The following is a 26,618-nucleotide window of genomic DNA, read 5'->3' on the forward strand; positions in this document are numbered from 1 at the left end:
CGCTCTACGTGCCTGGGTCAGGCGGAGTACCCCCGGGTGGCCATCCAGTTGGCAAGGTCGATCGTGGTGATCCAGTAGGACGGGTCGGCCGGGTTCGCCGAGTCGGCGATCCGCACGGTCCGGCCGTTGTCCTTGTACCCCACGACAGCGATGTAGTGACCGCCGCCGTAGGAGTGCCAGCCGCCGTCGGTGTCGGTGGCATCGCCGACGACGTTGGCCACCACGCCCCGGCCGTCGGTGATGGCCTTGACCACATCGGCCTGGAGCCGGTCCATCTGGGCCGGGCTGGGCGTGCCGGCGAACATCCGGGTCCGGTACGGGGAGCCCTTCACCTCGGCGTTGAGCGCTCGGGTGGTGTCCTCGGCCGAGTTGGTGCCCATCTCGGTGGTGCCCAGCTCGGCACCGAGTTCCTCCTGGGTGCGGTCGATGCCGGTGGCGCTGAGCGCGTTGCGGGTGGCCGCGGGGCCGCAGTTGTAGTACGTGTTCTGCGCCTCGTAGTCGTAGTCGAGCACCTTGGTCGCGGGCGGCTTCGGCGGCTGCGGCTTGCGGGTCAGGTCCGGGTTGGCGCTGGCCTTGGCGGCGGGCGACGCGGCGCTGGTGGCTGGGGCGGCGGTCGTCGGCGCGGCGCTGGGGGACGCGTCGCGCGCGTCGCCGAGGGGAACTGCGGTGTCACTGCGCATCTCGGCGACAGTGGTCGCGGTGCGGTGGTTGGCCGGCGCATCGTCGGCGCCGGTGAGCAGGGCGCCGGTGGTCGTGGCGATCACGAGGGCCGCGGCGGAGGTGGCGACGATCTGGTATCGGCGCTCGGTCGCCAGGCGACGGAGCTGACGCTGCATGGTGTGCTTCACGGGGTCCTCCACGGATCGGGGGAGAGCGGCACACCCACGGGCCGGACCGGTATCCGGGCAGGCGCCAGCGCGCGGACAGTGGTCCGCGGATGGTGAACCGCTCAGGGAAACGCCCGGCGGGACCGGGCGGGAAAGGCGATGACCCGGGGGGTCAGCTCACCGTCACTGGACGGATGAGCGGGGGCACCGCTGCGCCGTGGAGGCGTGGGAACAACCGAGGGGTGGAAAGGTGCTGCACGGGTTTGGAACTCCTTCCGACACCGCCTACCGGGTTAGCTGACGGATTCGGGCGGGAAGATCGCCCTACCGCGGGCCGTGGCTCGCGGATTCACCCCAGACTTACTGATGGGTCCCCGGTTCGTTAATCACGATTGAGCGGGTCGGCGCGGCGTCGCCTGTTGCGATCGGTTACCGCACCGGACGGGACGACACTACTGGCCTGTTCGCAGCCTGCCAAGCCAGGTTCGCCTGCGTAAACCCGATTCGGTGCAGCAATTTCTGCGCGTATTGCCGATGATGTGACTCGATGGGACAACCGGTTACGGAGACGCCTACGGGCGACAACCGGACAGGCCGCCGATAACGCGCCACAATCACGGGAAATATCGCGCACAACGCGTCGGACGCCCGAATTCCGAACGACGTGACCGGGCTCACGTAACGGATCAGGCTCAACTCGCGCTAGCCGGGCGCCACCGCGCCACGGGGGCGGGACGGGACGCCCCGATCGCCCCGGGTCGGGCGAGGGCCGGGCTGGGCCGCAGCCGCGCCGTTGCCGCGTACGCCTCCTCGGCAAGGGTGCGCGCCGACTCGGCGGCCAGTTCCGCGTCCCGCCAGGCAGCCCGCTCCGCAGTGGCGGCGGCCTGGTAGTCGGCCAGTCTCGCGTCCCGGATCGCCCGGCTGAGCAGCACCTCCTGCTCGGCCGGGTGCCGCCGGGAATCCCAGCCGCGCCGGTGGGCGAACACGTCACTGAGCTGCGCCATGGTCAGATCGCCTCGCCAGTACGCCGCCATCGCCGCACGGTGCAGGTAGCGCTCCCGGGAGGCGTATTCGGCGGGTGTCCGCGGGGTGTGCGGAGTGGGCAGCGCGCCAGAGCCGGCGAAGCGGCGGGCGGCGGTGTCCGCCTCGTCGTACCTCAGCCAGGCCCGCTCCACGTGTTCCTGAGCGGTGAGCCAGGCATCGCGTCGCCGCCGGGCCGTCCTGGCGGCGCCGGTCGCGGCGACGGCCACCTCCTCGGCGTACCGGCGCAGGTCGTCGGCTTCGGCCGCGGCCATTTCCCGCGCGGTCGGCGCGGCCGGGACCGGGTCGTCCGCGGGACGGTCCCCCAGGCGGGCCACCAGCACGGCGAGTACGCCCAGTGCCAGCAGGAACAGGGTCGACCAGATGGCGGCGGCCTGCGGCACCTCGGTCACGAACTGGTAGAAGACGGCAGTCTCCACGGTCGGCTCCTCGGGGAGAGCAAAGCGGGGGAGCCCCGGCGACGTGGCCACGGCGGGCCACGGATCGGCGGGGTCGGAGCTGGCGGATCGACAGGGCGCGACGACGGGACGCGCGTCCCGGTGACTCAGCGCCGGGGCGGACCCCGGGGAGCCCAGGGCCGCGAAGCGTAGACGAGAGGCAGCCGGTCGGACCCGGCCGCGGACACCGGCAGCACGCCGGTCGCGATGGTGCCCTGGTCGACGGGCGGTGCCGGTTGCGCGTCGAACGACCCGGCCGGGACGAACTCCTCGGCGGCACTCGCACCGACCGCCGAGGCCGGGTGCACGGCAGCCTCTGGCACGGCGCTCAGGGGTGGCACGGCGCTCACCGGTGGCACGGCGGCCGAGGACGGGCTCGCGCCGACCGCCAGGGCCGCGACCGCGGCGAGGCTGGTCAGCACCCGCGTAGCCCAGCGCGCCACCCACCACAGCGGACAGGTGAGCGCGACCGGAAGCACGTCCCCAACGCTACTGCCGGGCCGGCCCTGACGCACCGACCACGGGCGTGTCGGCGCACGCCGCGCCGACCCTGCTGACCAGGGTGGACGGTGTCAGCGCGAGTCGACGTACGGTGATCGGCTGTCGGTCTGGTCGGTCCCGCCGGGCCCGGCCTGAGTCCCGACAGCATCGGGGCGGTGGGCGTCGTCCCCGGCGGCAGGGGTCCCGGCGGTGCGTTGTCCGGGCACGCGCGGGCGGGCCGTACGACGCGGCGCGAGTCGGCGCATCATCGGCGTCTCGACGAAGCGGTGCAGCAACCCGGCGAGGACCAGGTTCGCGAGCAGGAAGCCCAGCACCGCGACGGGGCCACGCCAGCCCTGGAAGCCGGTCCCCCAGTCACCGCTGAAGCGCAGCACGCTCGTCATCACCAGCACATGCACCAGGTAGAAGGCGAACGAGACCTCGCCGAGCCAGACCAGCGGCCGAGACCGCCACGGGGAACGCTTACCCCGGACGTCCGCGTCCGCGGCGGCAGTGATCACCAGCAGGTACGCCACCGCGAGCAGCGTGGTCCACAGCTCGGCGCGAATCCACTCTGCCGCTGCCACCCAGGTGGCCAGGAAGATCACGCTGGCCGCGGTCAGCCCCGGGCCCCGCCAGAGGCCACGGCGCATCAGCTCGGCCGCCAACGCGCCCATCCAGAACTCCAGCGACCGTACGGGCGGGAAGACCTGGGTGAACCACCACCGGCTCACCTCCGGCACCAACTGCTGCGCCGGCCAGAGCGCGAGGATCAGCAACGCCAGCGCGACGATCAGCGCCCAGAGCAGCTTCGGCCGGGCACGGCGCAGCAGTGGCAGCACCAGCGGCAGACACAGGTAGAAGAAGAACTCGCAGGACAGCGACCAGCTCACGGTGTTGATGCTGTAGAACCAGCCCGGCCGGGGGTCCCAGGCCTGCAACAGCAGCAGGTTCTCCAGCGCTGCCGCTGGCAGGACCGCGTCGGCGAACCACCAGGCGACCAGCAGCGCCGCCCCCCACAGCACCAGGTGGTTCGGGTAGATCTTGGCAACCCGTCGCCGCCAGAAGGTCCGCCGGGACTCGCCCTCGCGGGCCGACCAGACCAGCACGAAACCGCTCAGGATGAAGAAGAACTGCACCCCGGACAGGCCCAGGGTGAACAGCGCGTCGACCACGGCCTTGTAGTCCGGCTCCGCGATAATCCGCATGGTCCCGACGTGGAAGCCGAAGACCAGCAACGCGGCGATCCAGCGCAGCCCGGTCAGCGAGGGCAGCCGGGCCGGCGCGGGGGTGGGCCGGGCAGCCGTCGCCGCGGCGGCACTCGTCATGCCGGGATCCCGAGGCTCGGCAGGGTCACCAGCACGTGCGTGTCCTCCTCGGTGCGACATCGGACGGCGACGCCCGCGACGGCCCGGCAGGGGCCCGTACCCGGGGTACCCTACCCGGGGCACTCCTGGTGAATCGGACGCGTTCTGCCCCTGCAACGCGCAGAGGACGGGCCCGGGCCGCCCTGGTGGCGGACGGGCCGCCCGGGCGACCGGGGCGCGGACCCTGCACGGGCTGCTCAGCTCGCCGCAGCGCCGCGCGTCGCTGGCCGCGCGGGCCCGGTCCACAGTCGACGGCCGGGGTGTCCGACGCCGTACGGCCGCCCGCGACCAACGGCTGGCGCCGCCGCCTGCGACACGCCGTCCAGCGACTCTCGCCTATGCTCTACTCATGATCGACGCGGTTGTCTTTGACGTCGGCGGAACCATTCTTGACGAGTCCCGCGAGTTCGCGAGCTGGGCGGACTGGTTCGGCGTTCCACGGCACACGCTCTCGGCGGTCCTCGGTGCCGTAATCGCCCGCGGCCTGGACTGGCAGGAGACGTTCCGGGCCTTCCGGCCCGACTTCGACCTCGCGGTCGAGCTGGAACGCCGAGCCGCCGCCGGCAAACCGGAGTGGTTCGGCGAAGAGGACCTCTACGCCGATGCGCGTGGGTGCCTCGCCGCACTCAAGGAGCAGGGCTTGTTCGTGGGGCTGGCCGGCAACCAACCAGCCCACGCCGAAGCGCTCCTGCACGCCCTCGACCTTCCCGTGGACATGATCGGCACATCGACCGGTTGGGGCGTGGCGAAACCGTCACCGGCCTTCTTCGAACGTGTCACCCACGCCGCCGGCGGCGACCCGTCGTCGATCCTCTACGTCGGCGACCGGCCCGACAACGACGTACGCCCGGCAGCGGAGGCGGGCATGAAGACCTGCCTGATCCGACGCGGCCCCTGGGGGCACATCCTCGACCTGCCAGCCGTCGCCGAACAGTGCCTGTTCCGCATCGACTCGCTGGACGCCCTTCCGGCCCTGGTGGCGAAGCACAACGCGAGCCACGCAACCCCCTCCTCCGGCGACCGAGGCCGCGCGAGCGGCGGCAGGTTGTAGCTAGCACGGGTGTACGAAAGTGCTGCTAGGGTGGCTGCATGACGCAGGCCGCCTACCAGCCGTCGATGCTCGACCTGACCGACGCGGAGCCGACCCTGGGGCCACTGCCCGGCCAGCTCCGGCGGCATCACCTGAGTCGGGGCGCCTGGGTCGACCATCTCCCCGGCTGGGTGCACGGTTCCGACGCGGTCCTCGACACCCTGCTCACCGAGGTGCCATGGCGGGCCGAGCGACGCACCATGTACGACAGCGAGGTCGACGTGCCCCGCCTGCTCTGCTGGTACGGCGGCGACCGGCAACTGCCGCACCCCGTGCTCACCACGGCACGAGCCGAGCTGACCCGGCACTACGCCCCCGAGTTGGGTGAGCCGTTCGTCACCGCCGGCATGTGCCTCTACCGCTCCGGCCGGGACAGCGTCGCCTGGCACGGTGACACCATCGGCCGTTCCGCGCACAGCGACACCATTGTCGCGATCGTCTCGTTCGGGTCACCCCGGCCGCTGCTGCTGCGCCCGCGCGGAGGTGGTGGCGACAGCCTGCGTTTCCCGGTGGGCCACGGCGACCTCATCGTCATGGGCGGCTCCTGCCAACGCACCTGGGAACACGCCATTCCCAAGACCACCCGCCCGGTAGGCCCGAGGGTAAGCGTCCAGTTCCGCCCGTTCAACGTCGCCTAACCCCCCACCCCCACCCCCACCCCCACCCCCACCCTCCGCCCGGTTGATCATGAAGTTATTGCCACCGGCACCGGCGTGTCGCGGCAATAACTTCATGATCGACGAGCGCCGGTGGGTGGGGTGGGGTTGGGGTTAGTACTCCAACGTCACTTGATCTGCCGGCTGGCTTACTCGGCTAGCTCATGAAGAAGATCATGGCCGCGAGGCTTGCCCCCATGGCCAGGTGCTCCCAACGGAGCAGGTCCGTGATCGGTCGATTGCGCAGCCGGACGAGTGCGGCCGCCATCCAGCAGAGGTGAGCCGCCGTGGCGGCGCGTAGCAACACGAGCGCCGCGTCATGGCCGGTGACGATGCCGTGGTCCATCCGGGGCCCGGCGGCCATGTGGTGGATAGCCATCGACCCGCCGTGTTGATGCATCAGCACGGCGAGCGCCATGAGCACGGCCCCGACCGTACGGTGCCACTCCACCTCCGGGCCGGGCTCGGTCGGACCGCTGGTGACGAGTGCCACCGCGAAGGCGAGGAGCAGCAGCGCGCCCGCGTACTGCACAACCGGTGCGGCGTCGAGGGTCACCGCGACCATGACAGCCACCATCGCACCCGCGAGCATCCGGGCCCTGCGGGACGCGCCCGCCCGCGGCACGACGCAGCAGCAGGCCGACACCGCGGCCGACCCGAGCATGATCATCTCGAACGTCAGGACGTCACCGTCGGCGTAACGCCGGGGCGTGACCATTGGGCGGTGGGGCGGCCGTTGAGCCGCCACGGGTGACCACCGACCCGCGGCCAACCTTGGGGTGAGTTTTCCCAGTTCTCTTGCCGGCCGTACACCGTGAGGTCCAAGGCGTGGTAGCTGGTCGTCAACGCCTCCACGCCCCGCCCGGTGGTCCAGTAGGTTTCGTAGACCTGGTCGCCGTCGCGCAGGTAGCAGGCGATGAACCCGAATTCGCGACCGTCGGCCAGAGCCGGGTCGGAGTCTTTCGCCGAATACCAGGGGAACGGGTAGCCCATAAACTCCGCGAACGGGGCACTTTCGTCGTAGGGGCCCTGGCAGAACACGGCGTAGGTGACGTCCCGGGCATGCAGGTAGTCCAGCATCTGCATGTGACAGGTCGAGAAGGTGCACCCCTCACACTGATCCCCGTGCGGTTTGCCGTCGTGCCACATGTGGAAGTAGGCGATGAGCATCCGGCGGCCCTCGAAAACCTCCACCAGCGGGGTGTCCCCGCCGGGGCCCTGGACCGTCACCGTCGGCATCAAGGTCATCGGCAGCTGACGACGAGCGGCTGCGATCGCGTCTCCTTCGCGGGTATGGGCCTTCTCCCGGACCAGCAGTTCGTTGCGCTCGCGCAGCCAGGTCTCCCGGTCGACGACCGGGGGCGTGGCTGCGCTGGACGCGGGGGTTGCCGTCATGGCTGTCTCCTTCGCGGGTGGGGATTGGTCACAGGTACAGACGACCGAGTCGGCGATCGTCATCGGTGACCGATGACGGATGGGCTCCGCGGTCGTCAGTACGGTTGTGCGGACCACTCAGCCCCGGGGAGATCACATGTCCGACTCGCCTGACGAGCAGGCGGTCTGGCTGCAGCGCGCCTTCGACGAGCACCGGCGCGAGCTACACGTGCACTGCTACCGCCTTGCAGGGAACGTCACCGACGCGGACGACCTGGTGCAGGAGGCCTTCCTGCGTGCCTGGCGGGCTCGCGACCGCTTCGAGGGTCGGGCGTCGGCGCGCACCTGGTTCTACCGGATCGCCACGAACGTCTTCCTCGACAGCCGCAAGGCGGCCGGTCACCGGACGATTCCGTATGGTGACCCGCTGGAGTGGTCCACCGAGCTCGGTCCCTATCCAGACGCCCTGTTGGCCGACGATCCGCAGACCGGTCTCGCCGCGCGGGAGACCGTCGAGCTGGCCCTGATCGCAGCGCTCACGTACCTGCCGCCGCGGCAACGGGCGGCCTTCGTGCTGCGCGACGTCTACGGCTGGACGCCGCAGGAGATCGCCGGCGCGCTCGACACCGCCGTAGCGGCCGTCAACAGCCTCCTCCAGCGGGCCCGCCACACCCTCCGGCGGCGCGCTCCGTCGGACCCACAGGACTGGCGCCGCCCGCAGCTCACCAGCGAGGACGAAGAGATCCTGCGCCGCTACGCCAACGCGAAGGACCCGGAGACGGTCCGGGCACTGCTCGCCGAGGACGTACGGATCACGATGCCGCCCGAGCCGCCGGTCGTCGGGATCGACGCGGCCGCGGAGTTCCTCGGCCGACCGCTCGACTGGCGCACCTTCCCCACCTCGGCCAACGGGCGCCCGGCACTGATCAACTATCTCCGCCGGCCCGGCAGCCCGCACTACGAGGCGCTGGTCGTCGACGTACTCCGGATCGAGAACGGGAAGATCGTAGAGAGCAACGCCTTCATCGGTGCCCGTCACGTCGCCGCCTTCAGCATGCCCGCCACGCTCGAGCCCTAGACGAGTAAGTCTCAAGCTAAGTGGCCGAGTCTGCGCTGGTAGTGGGATCGCCGGGCTCGGGCTTGGGATGTTCGTCGCCAGGTGGACCAGTACAGGGTGTGCGCTGGGGGTAGTGGCAGGGCGAGGACGAAGGCGTTGAGGAGTCGGCGGATCTCGGCGACGGTCAACGCGATGATCTCCGGGTCGGGGTCGGGCTGCTGCGCGGTGGTGGCGGCGAGGATGGTCAGAACGGCCCGGGCGAGCATGGCCACGAACCGGTCCGCGACACGTGTCACCGCCTCGTCCAGGATGACCGGCCACCCGGTCGGGTCCACGCTGTGGCACACGGCCACCGCACGATCTTCGGTTGGCCTCACCAACCATCGATGATCAACGCGGTGGCCGTCCTCATGCCCGCGCCACGCCCAACGCCGAAGCCAAGTGACGTTGGAGTATCAGTCCCGTTCGATGAGGTGGCCTACCACCGTTGGGCCGAGCATTACCGCGAAGCCGCTGCCGTCACGGCGTGGGTCCGCTGCGGGCAGTTCCACCGGTTCGCCGGTGCCGGTCGCGCCGACCGGGCGCGGTCCGACCCAGGCGACCGCCACGTCGGTCTCGTCCTTGAGGAAGCGGTGCGCGCGGACGCCGCCGGTTGCCCGGCCCTTCGCGGGGTACGCCTTGAACGGCGTCACCTTGACCGTCGCCCCGGTGGACGTGACGACCATCGGCTCGCCGTGCCCCGCGTCGTCGGTGCGGACCGCGCCGAAGAACACCACCCGGGCCCCGGCCGGCAGGTTGATGCCTGCCATCCCGCCGCCCTTGAGGCCCTGCGGGCGCACCAGCCCGGCGGCGAAACGCAGCAACGACGCCTCCGAGGTGACGAAGGTCAGCGTCTCGGCGCCGTCGGTCAGCCAGGTCGCCCCGACCACCTCGTCACCGTCGCGCAGCCCGATCACGTCGAACTCATCGGACCGCACCGGCCACTCCGGCGCGCACACCTTCACCACGCCGTGGCGGGTGCCCAGCGCCAGCCCGGGTGACGTGTCCGCCGCACCGCCGAGCGGCGCCAGACCGACCACGGTCTCCCCCGCCTCCAGCGGCACCAGCTCGGCGGCGGACATGCCGCCCCGCAGCGACACCGTGCCGGCCTGCTCGGGCAGCACCGGCAGCGGCAGTACGTCGATCTTGAACGCGCGACCCGCGCTGGTGACCAGCAGCACCCGACCACGGGCGGTGGAGTGCACGATCGCGCGTACCGTGTCGTGCTTGACCCGGCCGTTGCGCCGGCGCCCCTCGGCGCTCTCCTCCGACTCGGCCGCGGTCCGGGCGACCAGCCCGGTCGCGGAGAGGATGACCTGGCACGGGTCGTCGGCGACCTCCAGCGGACCGGCCGGCGCGGACGCGGCCAGCACCTCCTTGAGGTCACCGTCGACGAGCGTCGTCCGCCGTTCGGTGCCGAACTGCTTGACCACCGCCGCCAGCTCGTCGGAGACCAGCTTCTTGAGCACCCGCTCGTCGTCGAGGATCGTCGACAGCTCGGTGATCTCGGCGCGCAGCCGCTCCTGCTCGGCCTCCAGCTCGATCCGGTCGAACTTGGTCAGGCGGCGCAGCGGAGTGTCCAGGATGTAGGTCGCCTGGATGTCGGAGAGGCCGAACTGGCTCATCAGAGCGTCCTTGGCCGCCTGCGCGTCGTCGCTGCCCCGGATCAACCGGACCACCCGGTCGATGTCCAGCAGAGCGATCAGCAGGCCGTCAACCAGGTGCAGCCGCTCCTGGCGCTTGCGGCGGCGGTACGAGCTGCGCCGGGTGACCACGTCGTACCGGTGGGCCAGGAAGACCTCCAGCAGCGGCTTCAACCCGAGGGTACGGGGCTGGCCGTCGACCAGCACCAGGTTGTTGACACCGAAGGACTGCTCCAGCGGGGTCAACCGGTAGAGGTCGGCGAGCAGCGCCTGCGGGTTGACCCCCACCTTGCACTCGACGACCAACCGGGTGCCGCTCTCCCGGTCGGTGAGGTCCTTGACGTCCGCGATGCCGGTCAGCCGCTTGGTCTTGGTGACCTCGTTGGTGATCGCCGCGATGACCTTCTCCGCGCCGACGCCGTACGGCAGCTCGACGACGGTGATCGCCTGGCGGCCCCGGCTGCCCTCCAGCGGGCCGATCTCCACCCGGCCGCGCATGCGCACCACGCCGCGCCCCGTCTCGTACGCCCGGCGCACCTCGTCGAGGCCGAGCAGCACGCCACCGGTGGGCAGGTCGGGGCCGGGAACGAACTCCATGAGTTTGTCCAGGGTGGCGTCCGGGTGGTTGATCAGCCAGCGGGCCGCCGAGACGACCTCGGCCAGGTTGTGCGGGATCATGTTGGTGGCCATCCCGACCGCGATCCCGGACGCGCCGTTGACCAACAGGTTGGGAAAGGCCGCCGGCAGCACTGTCGGCTGGGTCAGCGAGCCGTCGTAGTTGGGCTCGACGTCGACGGTGTCCTCGCCCAGCTCACCGACGAGCAGCATGGCCTCGCGCGACATCCGCGCTTCTGTATATCTTGAGGCAGCCGGACCGTCGTCTTGGGAGCCGAAGTTGCCGTGCCCGTCGATGAGCGGCACGTTGAGCGAGAAGTCCTGCGCGAGGCGGACCATCGCGTCGTAGATCGCCGTGTCACCGTGGGGGTGGTACTTACCCATGCAGTTGTGCACCACGTAGCCCTCAGCAACGAACGCGTGTTCGTCACTACCCACCTGGATGTCGTACGTGACGTCGGGCGGCACCACCTCGACCGAGGTGACCCGCAGAAAAGCACTACCGACCAGCGCATCCAGCCGAGCGGCGAGCGGCGAGCCGAGCCGGTGGAGTTTCTGGACCCAGCCGTCCCGGACCGCCCGCTCCAACTGGAACGACCGCTCGGCGAGCGGCATGCCGTTGCGGTCCTTGCCATACCGCACCTTCGGGCCGCCGCTTGCCGAGAGCGAGGCACGAAACGCCTGTCCGGCGTGATCGCGGAACCATCCGCCGCCCTGGTGCGCCGCAGTAAACTCCGCCATCACCGGGCCGTACGGCAACCGGTCGTTACCCTGTTTGCCGCTGTACCGATAGTCGATGTTCGCAACCCGTTGCAGGCCATCGTGCTTGTAGCCGATTCGCACCCACGGCAGGAACATCCGGGCGAGAGCAGCGGCGTCACGTCCGGATACGGAGAGCCCGTGGAGCGGATGTCCATCAGAATGACGACCGCTGGTCCAGTAGTGCCCGTGTAGACCCAGGTCGGCGAGCATGGCGTATATCTGCCGCACCAGTATCTTGCTGGTGCTGACGAAAACCATCTCTCGGAACCGCTTGCGGACGTAGCCGTCGCCATCGAAGAAGCCAGCGAGGAACGGTACCCACGCCGATCGGTTGCCCAGGATGTCGCGCGGCACGTGCTTGTCACGGCTGAGCGGCTCAGTAACCTCCAACAGCCCTTGGTGACGGCTGAAAGTCAAAATGTGCTGGTCGCGATGACGGGGGTCGGCAGCCTCACGCTTTCCGCGGGAGACGTTCAATCCGCTGGCGATAGCCCAGCCATGAGCGACGTCAAGCGGTTCGATGTCACACATGTGGATGCGGACCCGGCCGTCCGCTGTGCGGTTCCGGTCGACCGGGAAACCCTCGGCTACCAGCAGCCCGCGCACGTAGTCGTAGACGTCGTCAGGATGCGGCGGCACCTCAGTACGGCGGCTCCCGTAGGCCAGCGTCAGCCGTCCCGCAAGGTCCCGAGACTCGGCCCACTGCACGGAGAGGTCATCGGCGACCACCTGGAAGCGTTGGCCCGGAGTGACGAGCATCGTGTGCCCATTGCTCCAGGTGACGCGAACGAGGTCGGAATTCGGATTCCGGAAGACGGTGGTAACGGGGACCGATGCGCCCTCGCCGTCCAGCACGAAGTCCCCGACCTCGATCTGCTCGATCGGTCGCAGGCCATCGGGCGTGGAGACCAAGGTGCCGGCGACGAAGCAGTCGCCGACGATGCGTGCGGACTTCACGTGCCCGCGATCGGGCCGGTAGCCCTGCTCGTACATCGACCAGAGGATGCGCCGGTGCACGGGCTTGAGGCCGTCGCGCGCGTCCGGCAGCGCGCGGGAGTGGATGACCGAGAACGCGTACTCCAGGTAGGAGTCGGAGACCTCGGTGACCAGCGGGTTGTCGAAGACCCGCGCGCCGGCCTGGTCGAACGAGGAGAGGTCGACCTTGTTTTCCTTACGGCGTGCCATGACTCAGCTTTCCCCTCGGACGGCAGCGGTGCTCATGCCGTCGCTCCGCTCCGCTGCGCGACGCCCTGAGGCACCATCGCGCTGTTCCGACTATTCGCTCGCTGCCGCTCGCTCATGCGTCGATCGCATCGCGGTCGACGCGGTCGGCCGAGTCGATGAGCCAGTTTCGGCGCGGCTCGACCTTCTCCCCCATCAGCAGTTCGAGGATGCGCTCGGCGGCGTCCACGTCGTCCAGGGTGATCCGGCGGACGGCGCGGGTGGCGGGGTTCATCGTGGTGTCCCACAGCTCGTCGGCGTCCATCTCACCGAGGCCCTTGAAACGCGGGATGGGCGTGACGATCTGCTTGCCGGCCTTCTCCAGCTTGCGGACCGTCGCCTCCATCTCGGCCTGCGTGTAGGTGTAGACCGTCTGCGGACTGCGCCCCTTGGTAGTGATCTTGTGCAGGGGCGGCATGGCGGCGTAGAGCCGACCGGCCTCGATCAACGGCCGCATGTACCGCGCGAAGAGGGTGATCAGCAGCGTCCGGATGTGAGCGCCGTCCACGTCGGCGTCGGCCATGATCAGCACCCGGCCGTAGCGCAGCGCGGCGAGGTCGAACGTCCGCCCCGAGCCGGCGCCGAGCACCTGGACGATGGCGGCGCACTCGGCATTGTCCAGAACCTGCTGGAGGTTGGCCTTCTGCACGTTGAGGATCTTGCCCCGGATCGGCAGCAGCGCCTGATACTCCGACGAGCGGGCCATGCGGCTCGTGCCGAGGGCGCTGTCACCCTCCACGATGAACAACTCGCTGCGGTCGATCCCGGTGGCGCGGCAGTCGACAAGCTTCGGCGGCATGGACGCGCCCTCCAGGGCGGTCTTGCGCCGGGCGGCGTCCTTCTGCTGCTTCTGGGTCAGCCGCACCCGCGCCGCGTCGACGATCTTCTGCAGGACGACGCGCGCCTCGGCCTTGGTGCGCCGGTCCTCCAGCCAGGCCTTGATGTGCGCGTCGACCAGGGTCTGGATGACCTTGGTGATGCCGGTGGTGGACAGCTCGTCCTTGGTCTGCGAGGTGAACTGCGGCTCGGGGATCCGCACGTGCACCACTGCGGTCATCCCCTCCAGGACGTCGTCCAGGGTGGGCGGCTCCTCCTTGGCCTTGAGCAGGCCGCGGGTGTTGCGGACGGCGTCGGCGAGGGTGCGGACGAGCGCCCGCTCGAAACCCTTGCGGTGGGTGCCGCCGTGGGCGTTGCGGATGGTGTTGGTGAAGCACTCGACGGTGCGCTCGTAGCCGGTGCCCCACCGGAACGCCACCTCGACCTCGGCGCGACGCTGCACGTTGGACTGCATGACGCCGTTGGCGTCGGCGGCGTTCTCCCGGTACGTCCCCTCGCCGTTGACCAGGAGCATGCCGGACACCGGCCGGTCGCCGGCCGGTGCGAGGAACTCGACCATGTCGCTGAGCCCGTTGGGGTAGTGGAACCGCTCCTCGGCGGGAGCCTCCCCGGTCAGGTCACGCAGCAGGTAGGTCACGCCCGGGACCAGGAACGCGGTGTTGCGCAACTTCATCCGGACGGCGTCGACGTCGAGCGCCGCACCGGTCTCGAAGTAGCGGGCGTCGTGCCACCAGCGGATCGAGGTGCCGGTGCGCTGGCCACGCTTCATCGCGCCGATCACCTGCAGGCCGGGGCCGGCGGTGAAGGGCGCTTCCGGCCCGTCACCGTCGAAGATCCCCGGAACGCCGTGCCGGAACGACATCGCGTGGACCTTGCCGGCTCGGCGGACGGTCACGTCGAAGCGGCGGGACAGCGCGTTGACCGCCGAGGCGCCGACGCCGTGCAGGCCGCCGGAGGTCTTGTAGCCGGAGCCGCCGAACTTGCCGCCGGCGTGCAGGCGGGTCAGCACCAGCTCGACGCCGGAGATGCCGGACTTCGCGTGCACGTCGGTGGGGATGCCGCGACCGTCGTCGTCGACCTGCACCGAGCCGTCGGCGTGCAGGATCACCTCGACGGTGGTGGCGTGGCCGGCGACACCCTCGTCGGTGGAATTGTCGAGGATCTCGTTGACGAGGTGACCCACGCCACGGCTGTCGGTGGAACCGATGTACATGCCGGGCCGCTTGCGGACGGCGTCCAGCCCCTCAAGGTGGGTGAGGTCATCGGCCCCGTACAGGGTGTCAGGCTCTGCGGTCAACTGGTCGTACTCCCCGGTCTCGGCGGTGTGGTGCCGCGTCCGAACTGTCAGTCGGCCGGCGCGCGCCGCAGCGAGCCTAACCGGCAGATGCGACACGACGACGGCACCCCGCAGTCGAGGCCCGCATCCTCATTCCGGATGCGGGCCTCGACACGGTGTGGTGTTGTCCGGTTTCGACGCCTCAGTCGCGCCGTGACCGGTTGGTGATCGGCCGCCCTACGGCGCCGGCACCTGGATAACAAGCGAGCTGTAGCCGACGTTCCCGACGCTGTCGACCGCGGCGACGTACAGCGTGTTGGTGCCATAGGCCGGCGTGGCCAGGGTCACCGAGACGGTCTTGCCCGTCCAGCCGAGGCTGGTGCCGGCCTCCGCCTCCTCGGTGGGCGGGCCGCTCCAGCCGTAGCGGAAGCTGACCACGTCCAGGTCCGGCGAGCGCAGCTTGTAGGTGTAGAGCTGCCCGGGCGGGGCCGGGCTGGTGACCGCGTCGACGCTCACCGTGGGCGGCTGGTTGTCGATGGTGAACTCGCACCACGCCGACCACGGGCTGAGCACGTAGCCGTCGTCGCTGCGGGTCCGGAAGGCGTACGACTTTCCATTGGCCGTGCCGGTCACCGCTGCCGTGGTGGACCGGCCGCCGGCCGTGACGGTCGAGCCCGTCGGCGGCGTCATCCGGGGCGTGGCGCTGTCGTAGACGCCCGAGGCGGGAATTTCCAGCAGCTCGTACGCCGTCTGGAGGACCTGGCCGGAGTCCGCGTCGGGGAAGACGGCGGAGAGGGCCGGCGCGGCGCCCAGGGTGACCCGGTTGCCCGTGCCACAGGCCGCGCCACCCACCTGGAGAGCGGTGGGCTGGGTGGGCGCCGTGTCGTAGTCGACCAGCAGGCGTGCCGTGGTCGGGTCGTACTTCTTCCACCGGTCCACCGTGCTCTCGCCGGTCCCGGAGGAGTCGCTGCACGCGCAGAGGCCGTAGGTGACCGAGGTCTGGTGAGCGGCCGCCGCGCTGCTGAGGCCTGCCGCGACGCTGCCGGAGAACCGCACGTTCATCGCCGGCTGCGGCGAGTCGATGCAGCCCGTGGCGCGAACGTGTGAGTTCGCGGAGGCGCGCAACGTCGTCAGCGCGGGCGCCCAGGCGGTGCGGGGGGTGCCCGTGATCGCCCCGGACTGGTAGAGGTAGGTCGGGGTGTCGGAGCAGGACCAGGTGTGGGTCGCCACCACCTGCACGTACGCCGACCTGATGATCTTGCCGCTGAGCGCGCTGATCGGGAACTCGAAGTAGGAGCGGTAGGTGACCCCGGAGTCCGCGCTCAAGCCGACCAGGGCGTACCTGGTGTCGCTGTTGGTGGAGTTGTTGTTCGTGGCGTACGCCAAGCGGGAGGGGCTGGCGGACCAGGCCGGGTCGATGTAGACCGGGAAGGTCGCCTTCGCCGGGTCGAGCAGGCCTGCTGACGGGCGCAGCACGAGGTCACCCGCCGCGTCGACGTCGGTCGCTACCGGGGCGGTACGGGCGGCCACGCCGGGACCGGACGGCGATGAGGCCGCCGCTGCACGGGCCGAGCCACCGGAGCCGGTCGAGTCCCACATCTGCGCCGTCGCGGCGCGGGCCACCTCGGCACCTCCGGCGAGGGCCCGCAGCGAGCCGTCGGCCTCCCGCCGGACCCGTGCGTCACCGCCGAGGTCGAAGCGGATCTCCCGCAGCGCCGGGTTCGCCGCGGCCTGCGGCGTCTTCACCACCAGGACGTGGGTGAAGCCGGTGTGGGTGGCCGTGAGCACCAGGTCCACACCGGGCAGCACCTCGGCGTAGGTCGCGGCGTCTCCGGAGACGGTCGGCGCGGGCAGCCCGCCCGGCCAGCCCAGCGTCATCGACTTCGCGCCGTTGGTCAGGGTGGCCGCGGGACCGTGCCCGCCGGATGAGAACACCAGGTCGGCCGGAGAGACCGCCGGCCGGAGACCCGTGGCGGCACGCTGCAGCGACAGGTCGACGTCGGACCAGGAGCCGTCGGCCTGACGGACCCGCTGCGGTACGGCGGCGGTCTCGGCGACGAAGCCCCCGCCCGGCTTGGCGAAGACCTGGGTCAGCTCGGTGCGAGCGGAGACGACCTCCACCCGCTGGCCCGTACGCGTGGCAGTGGCGGTCGCCTGGACGGCGTCAGGCGCCGTGGTTCCGCTGGATGTGGCGCCGCCTGCCGGCGACGGCGCGGCCGACGCGGGTGCGGCGAGGAGAGCGGCGCCGATGGATGCCGCGAATCCGGCGGCTGCCAGGCGACGGCGGAATGATCTCGGAATATGGACAGCATGCATGGAGCGGCCAATGGCCACCGCAACCCCCGTGTATGTGAGACGGCCAGACGGGGGAACTGTAGAGAGCGACATCCAGCACTGTCCACGTCCGTCACATCTGGTGAGCACAAAGGAGACGAGGCACCGCATACCGAAAACCGCGGTTGCCGACCGGAACGGTCGGTGACGGTCGTTCCGCAACCGGCACGTCTGTGGCGGCAACGTGCCACCGCGGTGCCGCACCGTGGTCGCGGGACCACGCAGAGACAACCAGCGCCGGTACGATCCCTTTTCCGGAGGTACGACGCCGCCGGAAGGGAGTCAAGGTGGAGGAGACCACACGCGACGCCCTGCGGCGCTCGGTCGGCACGCGTGCCCGACGTTGGCTGCTGGCGGGCACCCTGCTGGCGGGGCTGCTCACCGCCGTGGCGCTCGTCGCGGCGGCGGCGCCCGCCGATCGGACGTTCGTCGAACTGTCGGGCACGGTCCAGAGCCTGATGTCGGTCGTGACGCCGCTGTTCGGCATCCTGCTGGTGCACGACCTGCGCCGGGCGCCCGGTGCCGGCAGGGTGGCCCCCACGGTGCTGACGGTGGTGCTGCCGGCCGTCGTGATCGGCGTGGTCGGGGTGCTGATCTGCGCGGCGACGCTAACCCTCGCACCGGTCGAGGTCGCCGACAAGCCGTGGCGGTACGCGGGAACAGCGGCGGTGGGCAGCGTGCTGGTGCAGATCGTCGCCGGGCTGGTGGGCACCGGGCTGAGTCTGCTGCTGCGGCCGCCGGTGACCGCGTTCGCCGCCACGATCGTCCTGCCGCTGGGGCTGTTCGGGTTGCTGGAGGTCGTGCGGGCGGGTGCGGCGCAGCCGTGGCTGACTCCGTTCGGCAGCGTACGCAATCTGCTCTCCGGGGAGATGAGCCTGCTGCGGTGGGCGCAGTGGCTGTGTGTCCTGCTGATGTGGGGTGTCGGTCTGAACGCGGTCGGCGCGGCCGTGTGGCGGCGTCGCGAGCAGCCCGGTCGGCAGGTCAGCGCGGCAGCGGACGGGGCTGCGTGATGTCGGTGCAGTCCACGATGGCGTCGACCCGGGGCGGCGGGTCGGCCTCGTCGAGGTGAACGGCGGCCAGGTAGCGGTCGCGCCCCGACGCGGACGTGTCGATCGTCGAAAGATTCTGTTACGGGCCATTGACGCCCGTCGCACAGGGGTGATCTGATCGCGCCCTCAGAGAATCTTTCATCTTTCGATGGATGGGGGGCCCCATGCCCAGGTTCCGCCGTACCGCGCTCGCCGCGGCACTCACGATCGTCACGGCCGCGCTGTCGACCGCTGTCGCGCTGCCCGCCCCCGCGACCGCCGCGCTGCCCACCGCCGCCGTGGCGCTCGGCGACAGCTTCATCAGCGGCGAGGGCGCGGGGGCGTACACCCCGGTGGTCGACGCCAACGGGGTCGCGCAGGGCTTCCCCGGCTGGACCGCGCCCAACAACAACGCGTACTTCTGCCACCGGTCGGCGAACGCCTCGCTCCACCAGGCGAACCTGCCGGGCATCCAGAACCGGTTCAACCTGGCCTGCTCCGGCGGCCAGCCACACGACATCGCCACCGCCTCCGGCGCGCGGGCCAACGGCCGGACCGTGGCCGCCCAGCTCGACCAGCTGCGCGCCGTCGCGCAGACCCAGGACATCGACCTCGTGCTGATCGGTCTGGGTTCCAACAACAGCTCGTTCACCTTCGGCAGCGTCGCCGAGACGTGCGCCAACCGGTTCATCGCCGACGCCTGGACGGGCTGGTGGGAGTTCTGGGCCTACCTGAACGGGCCGGTGGAGCAGAAGCCCTGCAGCGACGCCGACCTGGCCACCGCCGCGCAGCTCAGCGCCGCGACCGCGGAGACGACAGCAGCCGTACGCCAGATCCTGACCACCCTCGACCAGGTGGACGCGGACGGCCAGCACCGGGTGGTGTTCCAGGACTACACCAACCCGCTGCCGCTGGACCTGAACCCGGTGTACTACGAGGAGGACGGCCGGGACGACACCCGGGACAAGTTCCGTGACCTCGGCGCCGAGCGGTACGCGGCCGGCTGCCCGATCCACCGGGCCAGCCTCGCCCCCGGGCACCGCTTCTCGCAGGGCCTGGGCGGCATCGTGAAGTCCACCCGGGACACCCTGGCCGCCGAGTTCCCGGGCGACGACCTGGTCTACCTCAACGTGCAGCGGGCCTTCGACGGCGCGCGGCTGTGCGAGTCGGCGTCCAGCCCGACCGGCGCGCTGGCCACGCCCATCCGGCTCCAGGACGGCGCGACCGGCACGTTCGTCACCAGCCTCGCCGGCAAGGACAAGATCGCCATTCAGCGGATCGCCAACACCTGCGTCAGCTACTTCCAGACCTGCCAGGAGTCGTGGCACCCGAACGCCACCGGGCACCAGGTGCTCGGCCGGTGCCTCGCCGGCGCGGCAGTCACCGCCGCCCGCGCGGTGTCGTGTGTCCGCGCCGGAGACGGGACGATCTCCGTCTCCTGACCTGTCGCGCCACCGGAGGCCCCGCCACCCGGCGGGGCCTCCGTCGCGCCCGGACCGCCTCGGCTACCCGCCGGTAACGCCGGGCCGTACGCTGAGCCGGTGAACGGGGACCCGGAGTACGTGCAGGAGTTCGTCGACGTCGACGGCGCTCGACTCGGTGTGCAGGTCTATCCCGAGCCGGCCCGCCCGCCCGGCGCTCCCGTGGTGCTGATCTGGCCCGCGATGGGGGTCCGCGCCCGCTACTACCGGCCGTTCGCCGCCGCGCTGCGCTCCGCCGGCCTGGCCGTGATCGTCGCGGATCTGCGGGGCACCGGAGCGAGCACGCCCGCGCCGAGCCGCGCCGACCGGCACGGTTACGCCGAGCTGGCCAGCGACATCGGCGCCGTCCTGGCCGCCCTCAAGCCGCGGCTCGACGGGCGTACCCGGGTGCTGCTCGGCCACTCCCTCGGCGGGCAGGCCGCCCTGCTGCACCTCGCCCGCCACGGCGGCGACGCGGTGGACGCTCTGGCCCTGGTCGCGGTGGGCGTCCCGTACTGGCGCACCTATCCGGGTCGCCGAGGGCTCGGCGTTCTGCCGTACACGCAGGGCATCGCCGCCACCGCGGCGCTGCTCGGCGTCTGGCCCGGATGGGGCTTCGGCGGTCGGCAGGCACGCGGCGTGATCCGCGACTGGGCACACACCGCGCGAACCGGCCGTTTTCCCCGCCTCGACGGCATGGACACCGAAGCGGCGGTACGCGCGGTGCGCACACCCGTGCTGGCGATCAGCGTGGACGACGACCAGTACACCCCGCACGAGACGATGGACCACCTCTGCGCGAAGCTCACGGCCGCACCGGTGACCCGCGAGCGGTACACGGTGGCGGACGCCGGGGCGCCGCTGGACCACTTCACCTGGGTCCGCGCCGGCACACCACTGGCCGGGCGGATCGCCCGTTTCGCCGCGGACCTGCCGCCCCGCTGAGCCGTACCGGCTGCTCGGGGCGGCCCGCCCCGCTCACTCCTCCTGGTCCAGCGGCACCAGCTCGTCGTCGCGTTCCACCTGGATCTGCGCGTGGTCCTTGCGCGGCGCGACCTCCGCGGTGTTCCGGTGCGGATCGTTGTCCGGGTGCATCAGCACCGCGTCGGTCTTGGGGGTCTTCTCGCGGACCTCATCCGGCTGCGACATCGCGTTCCCCTCTTTCGTCGGCGTCGGACGGATCTACCCGCCACCACGCGGACGACTCCTCCCGGAGGCGATCTCCGACCGCGACGCCCGTACGTCCCCGTCGTGTCGAGGCGACGGGGATCGGCCGACAGGCGACGGGGTTAGCCGCCCGGGCGGCGGGTAAGCCGCATCGCCCGACACGGCGGAAGGGGATCACATGTCCGAACGACACACCGCACTGCGCTCGATGCACGATCTGGGTCTGGCGGCCTGGTTCGGCGGCTCCCTCATGGGTGCCTTCGGCGTCAACGGCGCAGCGGCGAAAATCAACGACTCGACCCAGCGACTGCCGGTCGCCTCGGCCGGCTGGTCGAAGTGGACGCCGGTCAACGCGGCCGCGATCGGCGCGCACCTGGCCGGCGCGGTCGGCGAACTGGTCACGGAGAGCCCACGGGTGGCGGCCCAGCGCGGGGTCGGCCGGGCCAGCGCCATCAAGACGGCGCTGACGATCGGCGCGCTCGCGGTCACCGGCTACAGCCGGTTGGTCGGCATGCGGTTGGAGAAGGCGGGCGGTCCGCCGGTGAGCGGCGCCACGGAGCCCAACCACCAGACGCCGGCCAGCGTCGCCTCCTCGCAGCGGCAGATGAAGCTGCTCCAGTGGGCGATTCCGGCGCTGACGGGATCACTTGTCGTCGTCACCGCGTACATGGGTGAGCAGCAGAAGCCCGGTCAGGTGCTGCGCGGGATCCTCAACCGCACCGGCGGGATCCGCAGTGCGCCGATGAGCATGGCCAAGATGGGCATGGGCATGGGCAAGCGACAGATGGCCATGTCCGGACGCTGAGCGTCGGGCCGGCCGGCTTCCCGCCGGACCGTCGACGGCGGGGCGCCGGCCGGCCCTGCGCGCCCGCCACGCTCCACGGCGTGCCGAGCGGGCAGGACCGGCCCGGAGACGGGCATTCCGTCCGTCGGTAGCGGCGGACCGACGAGCGAGGTGGCCATGACGGCACACGAGGGACGCAGCAGTGGCGGTGGCGATCGTCCGGAACCGGAGGCGGTCAACCCGTGGGGCACCGGCGACGGCTTCGACGCCGACGCGCCCTGGGGCACCGACGAAGACTCGCCGATGGACGAGGGCAGCGAGGAGACAGCGGTGCCCGAGGGACGGCGCGGTGAGCGGCGCGCGGGCGCCCCGGCTGGCCGCAGCGGTCCGGCCGGTCGGCACGGCTTCGGTTCGGTCGAACCCACCCGTACGACGATGGCCGGGCCGGGTGCGCCGCCGGATCCGGCGCCCAGCGGTCGGAGCTTCCCCGACGACGCGGACATCAACGAGCGGTCCGAGGACGCGCTGCGCAGCCGGGGCCGACGCTCCTGATCAACCGACGCTGCCCGCGTGCCCGCTCCGAACGGGGTGCACGCGGGCAGCAGTGGCGTCAGCCGGTCGACGTGGCCCGTGCCGCTACGGGGTGACCGTCGGCCGGTCCACGGGGCCCGGGCGGCACCCGCGGATCGGCCAGCATGGTCTCGGCGAGCAGTTGCGCCAGCCGGGTGGCGTCGCGCTGGGCCTGCCCGGCGCAGCAGTTGTTGAACAGCACGTGCAGGTCGTCGACGTCTCCGGCCAGCTCGGCCAGCCGCACGGCCCAGTCCCGCAACTCCGACTCGTCGTACGCGTAGCGGAACTTGTCCTGCTTGTCACCGTCGCCCCACGCGTCGCTGTGGCCGTGGAAGCGGACGATCGCGGGCTCCGCCGTGCGCGTCAGGATCGGCGGCACCGACGACGGATGCCCCTGCGGCATGTCGACGCAGACCAGGGACAGGTCGTACGCGCGCAGCAGGTCCAGGGTCGCGGCGGCGGCGTCGCCGTCGAACCAGGAGGCGTGCCGCAGCTCCACCGCCACCCGCCACGGCCGGCACCGCTGCGCCAGTTCCACGATGCGACGCTCGGCGGCCGCCCCGCGCGCCAACCACGGCGGGAACTGCAGCAACACCACGCCCAGCTTGCCGGCCGCCGCGATCGGGTCCAGTGCCGTCCGGAAGCGGGCCCACAGCTCGTCGTACGTCTGCTCGGGCAGATCGCGACGGCGGACCCGGCTCGGGCCGGCGGCCGGCCGCAGATCCCGGGGCAGTACGGCGACCGGCGTCGGGTGGCCGGTGAAGAGGCTGAACGCCTTGACGTTGAAGGTGAAGTCGTCGGGCGTCGCGTCGACCCAGCCCTGTGTCGTCTCCGGCACCGGAACGGCGTAGTAGGACGTGTCCACTTCGACCAGCGGGAACCGCCCCGCGTAGAAGGCCAGCCGGCTGGCCGGCGTGTTGGCCGAGCGCGGATACCAGCCGGAGCGCAGCAACGTCTGGTCCGCCCAGGACGACGTGCCCACCTTGATCACACCCATGTCGTTCAGTGGACAGTCCCGCGGCCCGATCGGCAACCGCTGACGGCCGGCGCTCTCGTCGTGTCCGGCCCCGAAGTGTCGGTACCCGCTCCTAGGCTGGCGCCCGACCGACCTCGACGGAAAGGGCACACCATGACCAGCACCGCGCAGCTCACCGGGGAACGGGCCGACCTGCTGCAGACGCTGCGCCGGCACCGGGGCTTCCTCCTGCACACCGTCGACGGTCTGACCGACGAGCAGGCCGCCGCGCGCAGCACCGTGAGCGAGCTCTGCCCGGGCGGGCTCATCAAGCACGTCGCCGGCACCGAGGAGCGGTGGATGCGGTTCGCCGTGGGTGGCGCGGAGGCCATGCAGCGCGAGGAGATCGACTGGGTCGGCCAGTTCCGGATGGCGCCGGGCGAGACCCTGGCCGGGCTGGTCGAGCGGTTCCAGGCGGTGGCCGCCCACACCGACGAGCTGATCGCCACCCTCGATCTGGACGCGGCCCACCCGCTGCCGCAGGCGCCCTGGTTCGAGCCGGGTGCGAGCTGGACGGTCCGGCGGGTGCTGCTGCACCTCATCGCCGAGACGTCGCAGCACGCGGGTCACGCCGACATCCTGCGTGAGGCGATCGACGGGTCGAAGACCATGGGCTGAGCCCCGCCCCGGCCCTCGGCGCCTCGCCTCGTGCCGTCACCACCGGTCCCCTGCTCCGGGCGCGGATGTGACATCGCCTGCGGGGTCGGCGCTGAGGGACAAGAGATGAACGCGGACCGGATGGACCAGGAAACCGCCGAGCGGCTGCTCGGCGGTTTCCCCGTCGACCCGTCGACCGGCACGCGTCCGGTCGTGCTGCTCCTGACGGCGGTGCGCGCCGCGCCGCGCCCCGACGAGCTGGCCGGGCTGAGCCTCGCCGTGCAGGGTTTCCGCACCGCCCAGGCACACCACCGGCGCCCCGCCCCGGCCCACGTGTCCCCGTCGCCCGATCAGGACGCCGACGGTGCGACAGGCCGGAGCGACGGCCGCTGAGTCACGATCGCTGAGTCACGATCGCCGTCGGGTCCGCGGGCGGGCCCCCGGGTGGGTGGAACGGTCACCGGCGTACGCGTCGGTGTGCCCCCACCGGCCGGGAATGTCGAGCAGTTCGACACCGCCGAAGCCGGTGGGCAGGGCGGGATTCACCAGCAGGTCCTCGCCGGTGGGCCGCAGGCCCAACAGGGTGCCCAGCAACATCAGCAGCGCGCCGGAGGACCACGACTGGGGACGACCGGCCGAGGGCAACTGGACCGGATACTTCGTCAGGCTCCGCTCGTAACCGGCGATCAGCTCCGGCACCGCTCCGCCCAGCGTCTGCGCCATGTCGAAGATGCCGGCCGCGATGCGGGCCGCGTGCGCGTCGAAGCGGTAGTGCCGCAGGCCGGCGGCGATCAGGGCGTTGTCCGACGGCCAGACCGCCCCCAGGTGCGAGCCCACCGGGTTGTACGGGCGCTGGTCGGTGGCGAACGTCCGCACACCCCAGCCGTTGAACAGCCGAGGCCCGAGCAGGTGCTCGGCGATAGCCTCGGCGCGATCGTCCGCGACGATCCCGCTCCACAGCAGGTGCCCGATGTTGGACGCCAGCGCGTCGACCTGCTCGCCGTACGGGTCCAGCGCCAACGCGTAGTACTCCCGGTGCGGCAGCCAGAAGTCCCTGTTGAACCGCTCCTTGAGCGCCGCCGCCTCCCGATCGAGCCGGTCGGCGTACTCGTGGTCGCCCCAGAACGTGCGGGCCAGCCGGGCGCCACGCCGCTTCGCGTCGTACGCGTAGCCCTGCACCTCGCAGGTGGCGCGGGGAAACGCGGGCAACCGCCCGTGCGCGTCGGCGATCGCGTCCGGGGAGTCCTTCCAGGCCTGGTTCACCACGCCGTGCCGCTCGTTACGGCTCTGGTAGCGCACGTAGCCGTCACCTGTCATGTCGCCGTACTCGTCGATCCAGTCCAACGCCCGCCGGGCCGGGTGGCGCAGCTCGCGCACCAGCTCCGCGTCGCCGGACCAGCGCTCGTACTCGTCGAGCAGGACCACGAACAGCGGGGTGGTGTCGGCCGCGCCGTAGTACAGCGCGTTGCGCCGCTCGCCGAACGCGGCCAACTCGCCGTAGCGCAGCTGGACCAGGATCTTGCCCGGCTCCTCGTCGTGGTCGTCGTCGAGTTGGCCACCCTGCAACAGCGCCAGCATCCGCAGCGTCGCGCGGGCCAGCTCGGGGGTGAACGCCAGGCTCTGCAGGCAGGTGATGATGCTGTCCCGCCCGCACAGTCCCATCGCCCACGGCAGGCCGCCGACCGGCACCGGGTCGGTGTACGCGAGTGGCTCGTACCGGAGCGCCGCCAGGGCGGCCAGGGCGCCCTGGTAGGTCTCCTCCAGGCCGGCCCGTTCGGCCACCAACTGTGGGGCCCGGGCCAGCCACGCGGTCAGGTCGTCAGCCATTCCCCGCCGCTGGACCTGCTGGTGCGACTCCAGGTCGGCGCGCATGTCCCGGTCGCCCTCGCCCTGCATCGTCATGCTGGCGTGCAGGGTGGTCTCCCACGCCCCCTCGGGCGGGACGCTGATCCGGAAGGTGAATCCCCCCTCGTCGACCTCGGCGGGGGCGGTGCTGCGCACGGTGGTGACGCGGCCGAACCGCTCCCGCTCGTAGCGCAGCACGAGCGCCGCACGGTCGGTGTCGGCCGCGATCCGGACGGCGCGCGGTCGGGGCTGTGCGAAGTCGGCGATCTCGGCGATGTCGGTGAAGTCGGCGCCGACCTCCATCCGCACGGTGAAGTCGGCGGGCTTCGGCGAGTGGTTGAGCACGGTGATCTGCTCGTGGAAGCAGTCGTGCACCGAGCGGTGCCGGATGATCGACACGTCGGCGTCCACGTAGTGGCTCGCCGCGCCGGGCACCAGGAAGAACCGGGTCTCGAAGTACGTCATGTCGTCGCGGGAGAGCGCGTTGAGGCGTTGTCCGTCGACCGTGAGCACCCAGCGGGACAGGAAACGGGTGTCGAACGAGAAGAGCCCGACCGGCGCCTGCGGATCGACCTCCATGTCGCCCTGGGCGTCGCTGATGGCGAACACGTTGCCGGCGATCACATGAACCTGCTCCTGCCTCATCGCGCCTTGTCCTGTCCCGCGAGGGCCGCCCGGCCCAGCGCACGGGGATGCCGCGCGTCGGCCGGGCCGGGGAAGATCCGCCGCAGCAGCATCAGCAGCGCCATGTCGCCGCGCACGGTCAGCTCGTTGCGCAGCAACGCCTCGGCGAGGTGCAGCTGACCGCTGGTCAGCTGGTCGAAGACCGCCCGGTCGGCGCGGACCAGCAGGTCGGCGTCGTCGGCCGACCGGGTCACCCGGACGTGCTGGTCGGCGACGGTCAGGTACCAGTGATCGGTGCAGCCCTCGCCGCGCATGTCGAGCCGCAGCGTCCCGGCGGTGGTCTCGGCCAGGTCGGGGCGCCGGCTGCCGTCCAGGTCCTGCAGGAACCGCGCCGCCGTCGTGTCCATCAGGTCACCTCCCGCATCCGGTCAGGATCACCCGGCGCGGGGTGAGCGGGAGTCACCCGAACCGG

General features: G+C 71.4%; 25 protein-coding genes, 2 pseudogenes and 1 riboswitch. Of the genes and pseudogenes, 11 read left to right on the forward strand and 16 right to left on the reverse strand.

Annotated features, from left to right (window positions below; genetic code table 11):
* Nucleotides 1–17 precede the first annotated feature (17 nt).
* From B0E54_RS05770 to B0E54_RS05785, 4 genes are all read right to left on the reverse strand, one after another.
* Nucleotides 18–860 carry a C39 family peptidase gene (locus B0E54_RS05770; RefSeq protein WP_234582208.1) on the reverse strand — a complete coding sequence of 281 codons (843 nt, stop codon included), beginning with the start codon at nt 858–860 and terminating at the stop codon, nt 18–20.
* Nucleotides 861–1,094: 234 nt separating this feature from the next.
* Nucleotides 1,095–1,236: riboswitch (cyclic di-AMP (ydaO/yuaA leader) on the reverse strand.
* Nucleotides 1,237–1,519: 283 nt separating this feature from the next.
* Nucleotides 1,520–2,287, reverse strand: coding sequence for a hypothetical protein (locus B0E54_RS05775; RefSeq protein WP_234582209.1), 768 nt, complete (start codon nt 2,285–2,287; stop codon nt 1,520–1,522).
* A 125-nt stretch (nt 2,288–2,412) separates the two neighbouring features.
* On the reverse strand, nt 2,413–2,784 hold the full coding sequence (locus B0E54_RS05780) for a hypothetical protein (protein ID WP_234582210.1): 372 nt from the start codon (nt 2,782–2,784) through the stop codon (nt 2,413–2,415).
* A gap of 93 nt (nt 2,785–2,877) precedes the next feature.
* Nucleotides 2,878–4,113 carry an acyltransferase gene (locus B0E54_RS05785; protein ID WP_234582211.1) on the reverse strand — a complete coding sequence of 412 codons (1,236 nt, stop codon included), beginning with the start codon at nt 4,111–4,113 and terminating at the stop codon, nt 2,878–2,880.
* A 388-nt stretch (nt 4,114–4,501) separates the two neighbouring features.
* On the opposite strand from B0E54_RS05785, the gene B0E54_RS05795 reads away from it, so the two are divergent.
* Together B0E54_RS05795 and B0E54_RS05800 are read left to right on the forward strand one after the other, a co-directional pair.
* Nucleotides 4,502–5,203: an HAD family hydrolase gene (locus tag B0E54_RS05795; RefSeq protein WP_234582299.1), complete on the forward strand. Its 702-nt coding sequence runs from the start codon at nt 4,502–4,504 to the stop codon at nt 5,201–5,203.
* Between the two features lie 38 nt (nt 5,204–5,241).
* Entirely contained in the window at nt 5,242–5,880 is a 639-nt protein-coding gene (locus B0E54_RS05800; RefSeq protein ID WP_234582212.1) for an alpha-ketoglutarate-dependent dioxygenase AlkB, read from the forward strand.
* A 175-nt stretch (nt 5,881–6,055) separates the two neighbouring features.
* Here the strand turns inward: B0E54_RS05800 and B0E54_RS05805 are convergent, their stop codons facing one another.
* Nucleotides 6,056–6,463 (reverse strand): hypothetical protein, encoded by a 408-nt coding sequence (locus B0E54_RS05805; protein WP_234582213.1) that lies wholly within the window; start codon nt 6,461–6,463, stop codon nt 6,056–6,058.
* Between B0E54_RS05805 and B0E54_RS05810 the strand changes: the two genes are divergently transcribed.
* Nucleotides 6,462–6,599: a hypothetical protein gene (locus B0E54_RS05810; protein ID WP_234582214.1), complete on the forward strand. Its 138-nt coding sequence runs from the start codon at nt 6,462–6,464 to the stop codon at nt 6,597–6,599. The two genes, B0E54_RS05805 and B0E54_RS05810, sit on opposite strands and share 2 nt — an antisense overlap.
* Here the strand turns inward: B0E54_RS05810 and B0E54_RS05815 are convergent.
* Nucleotides 6,577–7,293, reverse strand: coding sequence for a DUF899 family protein (locus B0E54_RS05815; protein ID WP_234582215.1), 717 nt, complete (start codon nt 7,291–7,293; stop codon nt 6,577–6,579). The genes B0E54_RS05810 and B0E54_RS05815 overlap by 23 nt on opposite strands.
* Before the next feature lie 136 nt (nt 7,294–7,429).
* Between B0E54_RS05815 and B0E54_RS05820 the strand changes: the two genes are divergently transcribed.
* Nucleotides 7,430–8,350, forward strand: a complete 921-nt coding sequence (locus tag B0E54_RS05820; protein ID WP_234582216.1) for an RNA polymerase subunit sigma-70 — start codon at nt 7,430–7,432, stop codon at nt 8,348–8,350.
* An 11-nt stretch (nt 8,351–8,361) separates the two neighbouring features.
* Here the strand turns inward: B0E54_RS05820 and B0E54_RS05825 are convergent, their stop codons facing one another.
* The 6 genes and pseudogenes from B0E54_RS05825 to B0E54_RS05840 all read right to left on the reverse strand — a co-directional run bounded on the left by B0E54_RS05825 (nt 8,362) and on the right by B0E54_RS05840 (nt 16,843).
* A complete protein-coding gene (locus tag B0E54_RS05825; protein ID WP_234582217.1) occupies nt 8,362–8,682 on the reverse strand; it encodes a hypothetical protein in 321 nt (106 codons plus the stop codon).
* 102 nt (nt 8,683–8,784) lie between these two features.
* Complete coding sequence (locus tag B0E54_RS32710; RefSeq protein WP_374109249.1) at nt 8,785–11,484, reverse strand: DNA topoisomerase (ATP-hydrolyzing); 2,700 nt, start codon at nt 11,482–11,484, stop codon at nt 8,785–8,787.
* A 27-nt stretch (nt 11,485–11,511) separates the two neighbouring features.
* Nucleotides 11,512–12,147: pseudogene (locus B0E54_RS32715) on the reverse strand (LAGLIDADG family homing endonuclease); the annotation flags it as partial.
* A 171-nt stretch (nt 12,148–12,318) separates the two neighbouring features.
* A pseudogene (locus B0E54_RS32720) lies at nt 12,319–12,573 on the reverse strand (DNA gyrase subunit A); the annotation flags it as partial.
* A gap of 112 nt (nt 12,574–12,685) precedes the next feature.
* Nucleotides 12,686–14,794 (reverse strand): type IIA DNA topoisomerase subunit B, encoded by a 2,109-nt coding sequence (locus B0E54_RS05835; RefSeq protein WP_374109250.1) that lies wholly within the window; start codon nt 14,792–14,794, stop codon nt 12,686–12,688.
* Between the two features lie 165 nt (nt 14,795–14,959).
* Entirely contained in the window at nt 14,960–16,843 is a 1,884-nt protein-coding gene (locus tag B0E54_RS05840; RefSeq protein WP_234582220.1) for a hypothetical protein, read from the reverse strand.
* A 500-nt stretch (nt 16,844–17,343) separates the two neighbouring features.
* Here B0E54_RS05840 and B0E54_RS05845 point away from each other — a divergent pair, with 500 nt between their 5' ends.
* From B0E54_RS05845 to B0E54_RS05855, 3 genes are all read left to right on the forward strand, one after another.
* On the forward strand, nt 17,344–18,066 hold the full coding sequence (locus B0E54_RS05845; RefSeq protein ID WP_234582221.1) for a hypothetical protein: 723 nt from the start codon (nt 17,344–17,346) through the stop codon (nt 18,064–18,066).
* Nucleotides 18,067–18,269: 203 nt separating this feature from the next.
* Nucleotides 18,270–19,526 carry a hypothetical protein gene (locus B0E54_RS05850; protein ID WP_234582222.1) on the forward strand — a complete coding sequence of 419 codons (1,257 nt, stop codon included), beginning with the start codon at nt 18,270–18,272 and terminating at the stop codon, nt 19,524–19,526.
* Between the two features lie 99 nt (nt 19,527–19,625).
* Nucleotides 19,626–20,489, forward strand: coding sequence for an alpha/beta fold hydrolase (locus tag B0E54_RS05855; protein ID WP_234582223.1), 864 nt, complete (start codon nt 19,626–19,628; stop codon nt 20,487–20,489).
* 33 nt (nt 20,490–20,522) lie between these two features.
* Here B0E54_RS05855 and B0E54_RS05860 read toward each other — a convergent pair whose 3' ends face one another.
* A complete protein-coding gene (locus tag B0E54_RS05860; RefSeq protein WP_007457769.1) occupies nt 20,523–20,693 on the reverse strand; it encodes a hypothetical protein in 171 nt (56 codons plus the stop codon).
* A gap of 196 nt (nt 20,694–20,889) precedes the next feature.
* On the opposite strand from B0E54_RS05860, the gene B0E54_RS05865 reads away from it, so the two are divergent.
* Nucleotides 20,890–21,516: a hypothetical protein gene (locus B0E54_RS05865; RefSeq protein ID WP_234582224.1), complete on the forward strand. Its 627-nt coding sequence runs from the start codon at nt 20,890–20,892 to the stop codon at nt 21,514–21,516.
* A gap of 156 nt (nt 21,517–21,672) precedes the next feature.
* Nucleotides 21,673–22,047, forward strand: coding sequence for a hypothetical protein (locus tag B0E54_RS05870; RefSeq protein WP_234582225.1), 375 nt, complete (start codon nt 21,673–21,675; stop codon nt 22,045–22,047).
* A gap of 58 nt (nt 22,048–22,105) precedes the next feature.
* On the opposite strand, the gene B0E54_RS05875 is transcribed toward B0E54_RS05870, so the two are convergent.
* Nucleotides 22,106–23,062 (reverse strand): DUF72 domain-containing protein, encoded by a 957-nt coding sequence (locus tag B0E54_RS05875; protein WP_234582226.1) that lies wholly within the window; start codon nt 23,060–23,062, stop codon nt 22,106–22,108.
* Between the two features lie 132 nt (nt 23,063–23,194).
* On the opposite strand from B0E54_RS05875, the gene B0E54_RS05880 reads away from it, so the two are divergent.
* On the forward strand, nt 23,195–23,698 hold the full coding sequence (locus tag B0E54_RS05880; protein WP_234582227.1) for a DinB family protein: 504 nt from the start codon (nt 23,195–23,197) through the stop codon (nt 23,696–23,698).
* Between the two features lie 105 nt (nt 23,699–23,803).
* Nucleotides 23,804–24,070: a hypothetical protein gene (locus B0E54_RS05885; protein WP_234582228.1), complete on the forward strand. Its 267-nt coding sequence runs from the start codon at nt 23,804–23,806 to the stop codon at nt 24,068–24,070.
* A 15-nt stretch (nt 24,071–24,085) separates the two neighbouring features.
* On the opposite strand, the gene B0E54_RS05890 is transcribed toward B0E54_RS05885, so the two are convergent.
* Both B0E54_RS05890 and B0E54_RS05895 read right to left on the reverse strand, forming a co-directional pair.
* On the reverse strand, nt 24,086–26,167 hold the full coding sequence (locus B0E54_RS05890; protein WP_234582229.1) for a glycogen debranching N-terminal domain-containing protein: 2,082 nt from the start codon (nt 26,165–26,167) through the stop codon (nt 24,086–24,088).
* Nucleotides 26,164–26,553 (reverse strand): SCP2 sterol-binding domain-containing protein, encoded by a 390-nt coding sequence (locus B0E54_RS05895; protein ID WP_234582230.1) that lies wholly within the window; start codon nt 26,551–26,553, stop codon nt 26,164–26,166. The genes B0E54_RS05890 and B0E54_RS05895 overlap by 4 nt, the downstream gene beginning before the upstream one ends.
* Nucleotides 26,554–26,618: the final 65 nt, after the last annotated feature.

This window comes from Micromonospora sp. MH99 (genome assembly GCF_021442385.1).
In the GTDB taxonomy this organism is placed as follows: domain Bacteria; phylum Actinomycetota; class Actinomycetes; order Mycobacteriales; family Micromonosporaceae; genus Micromonospora.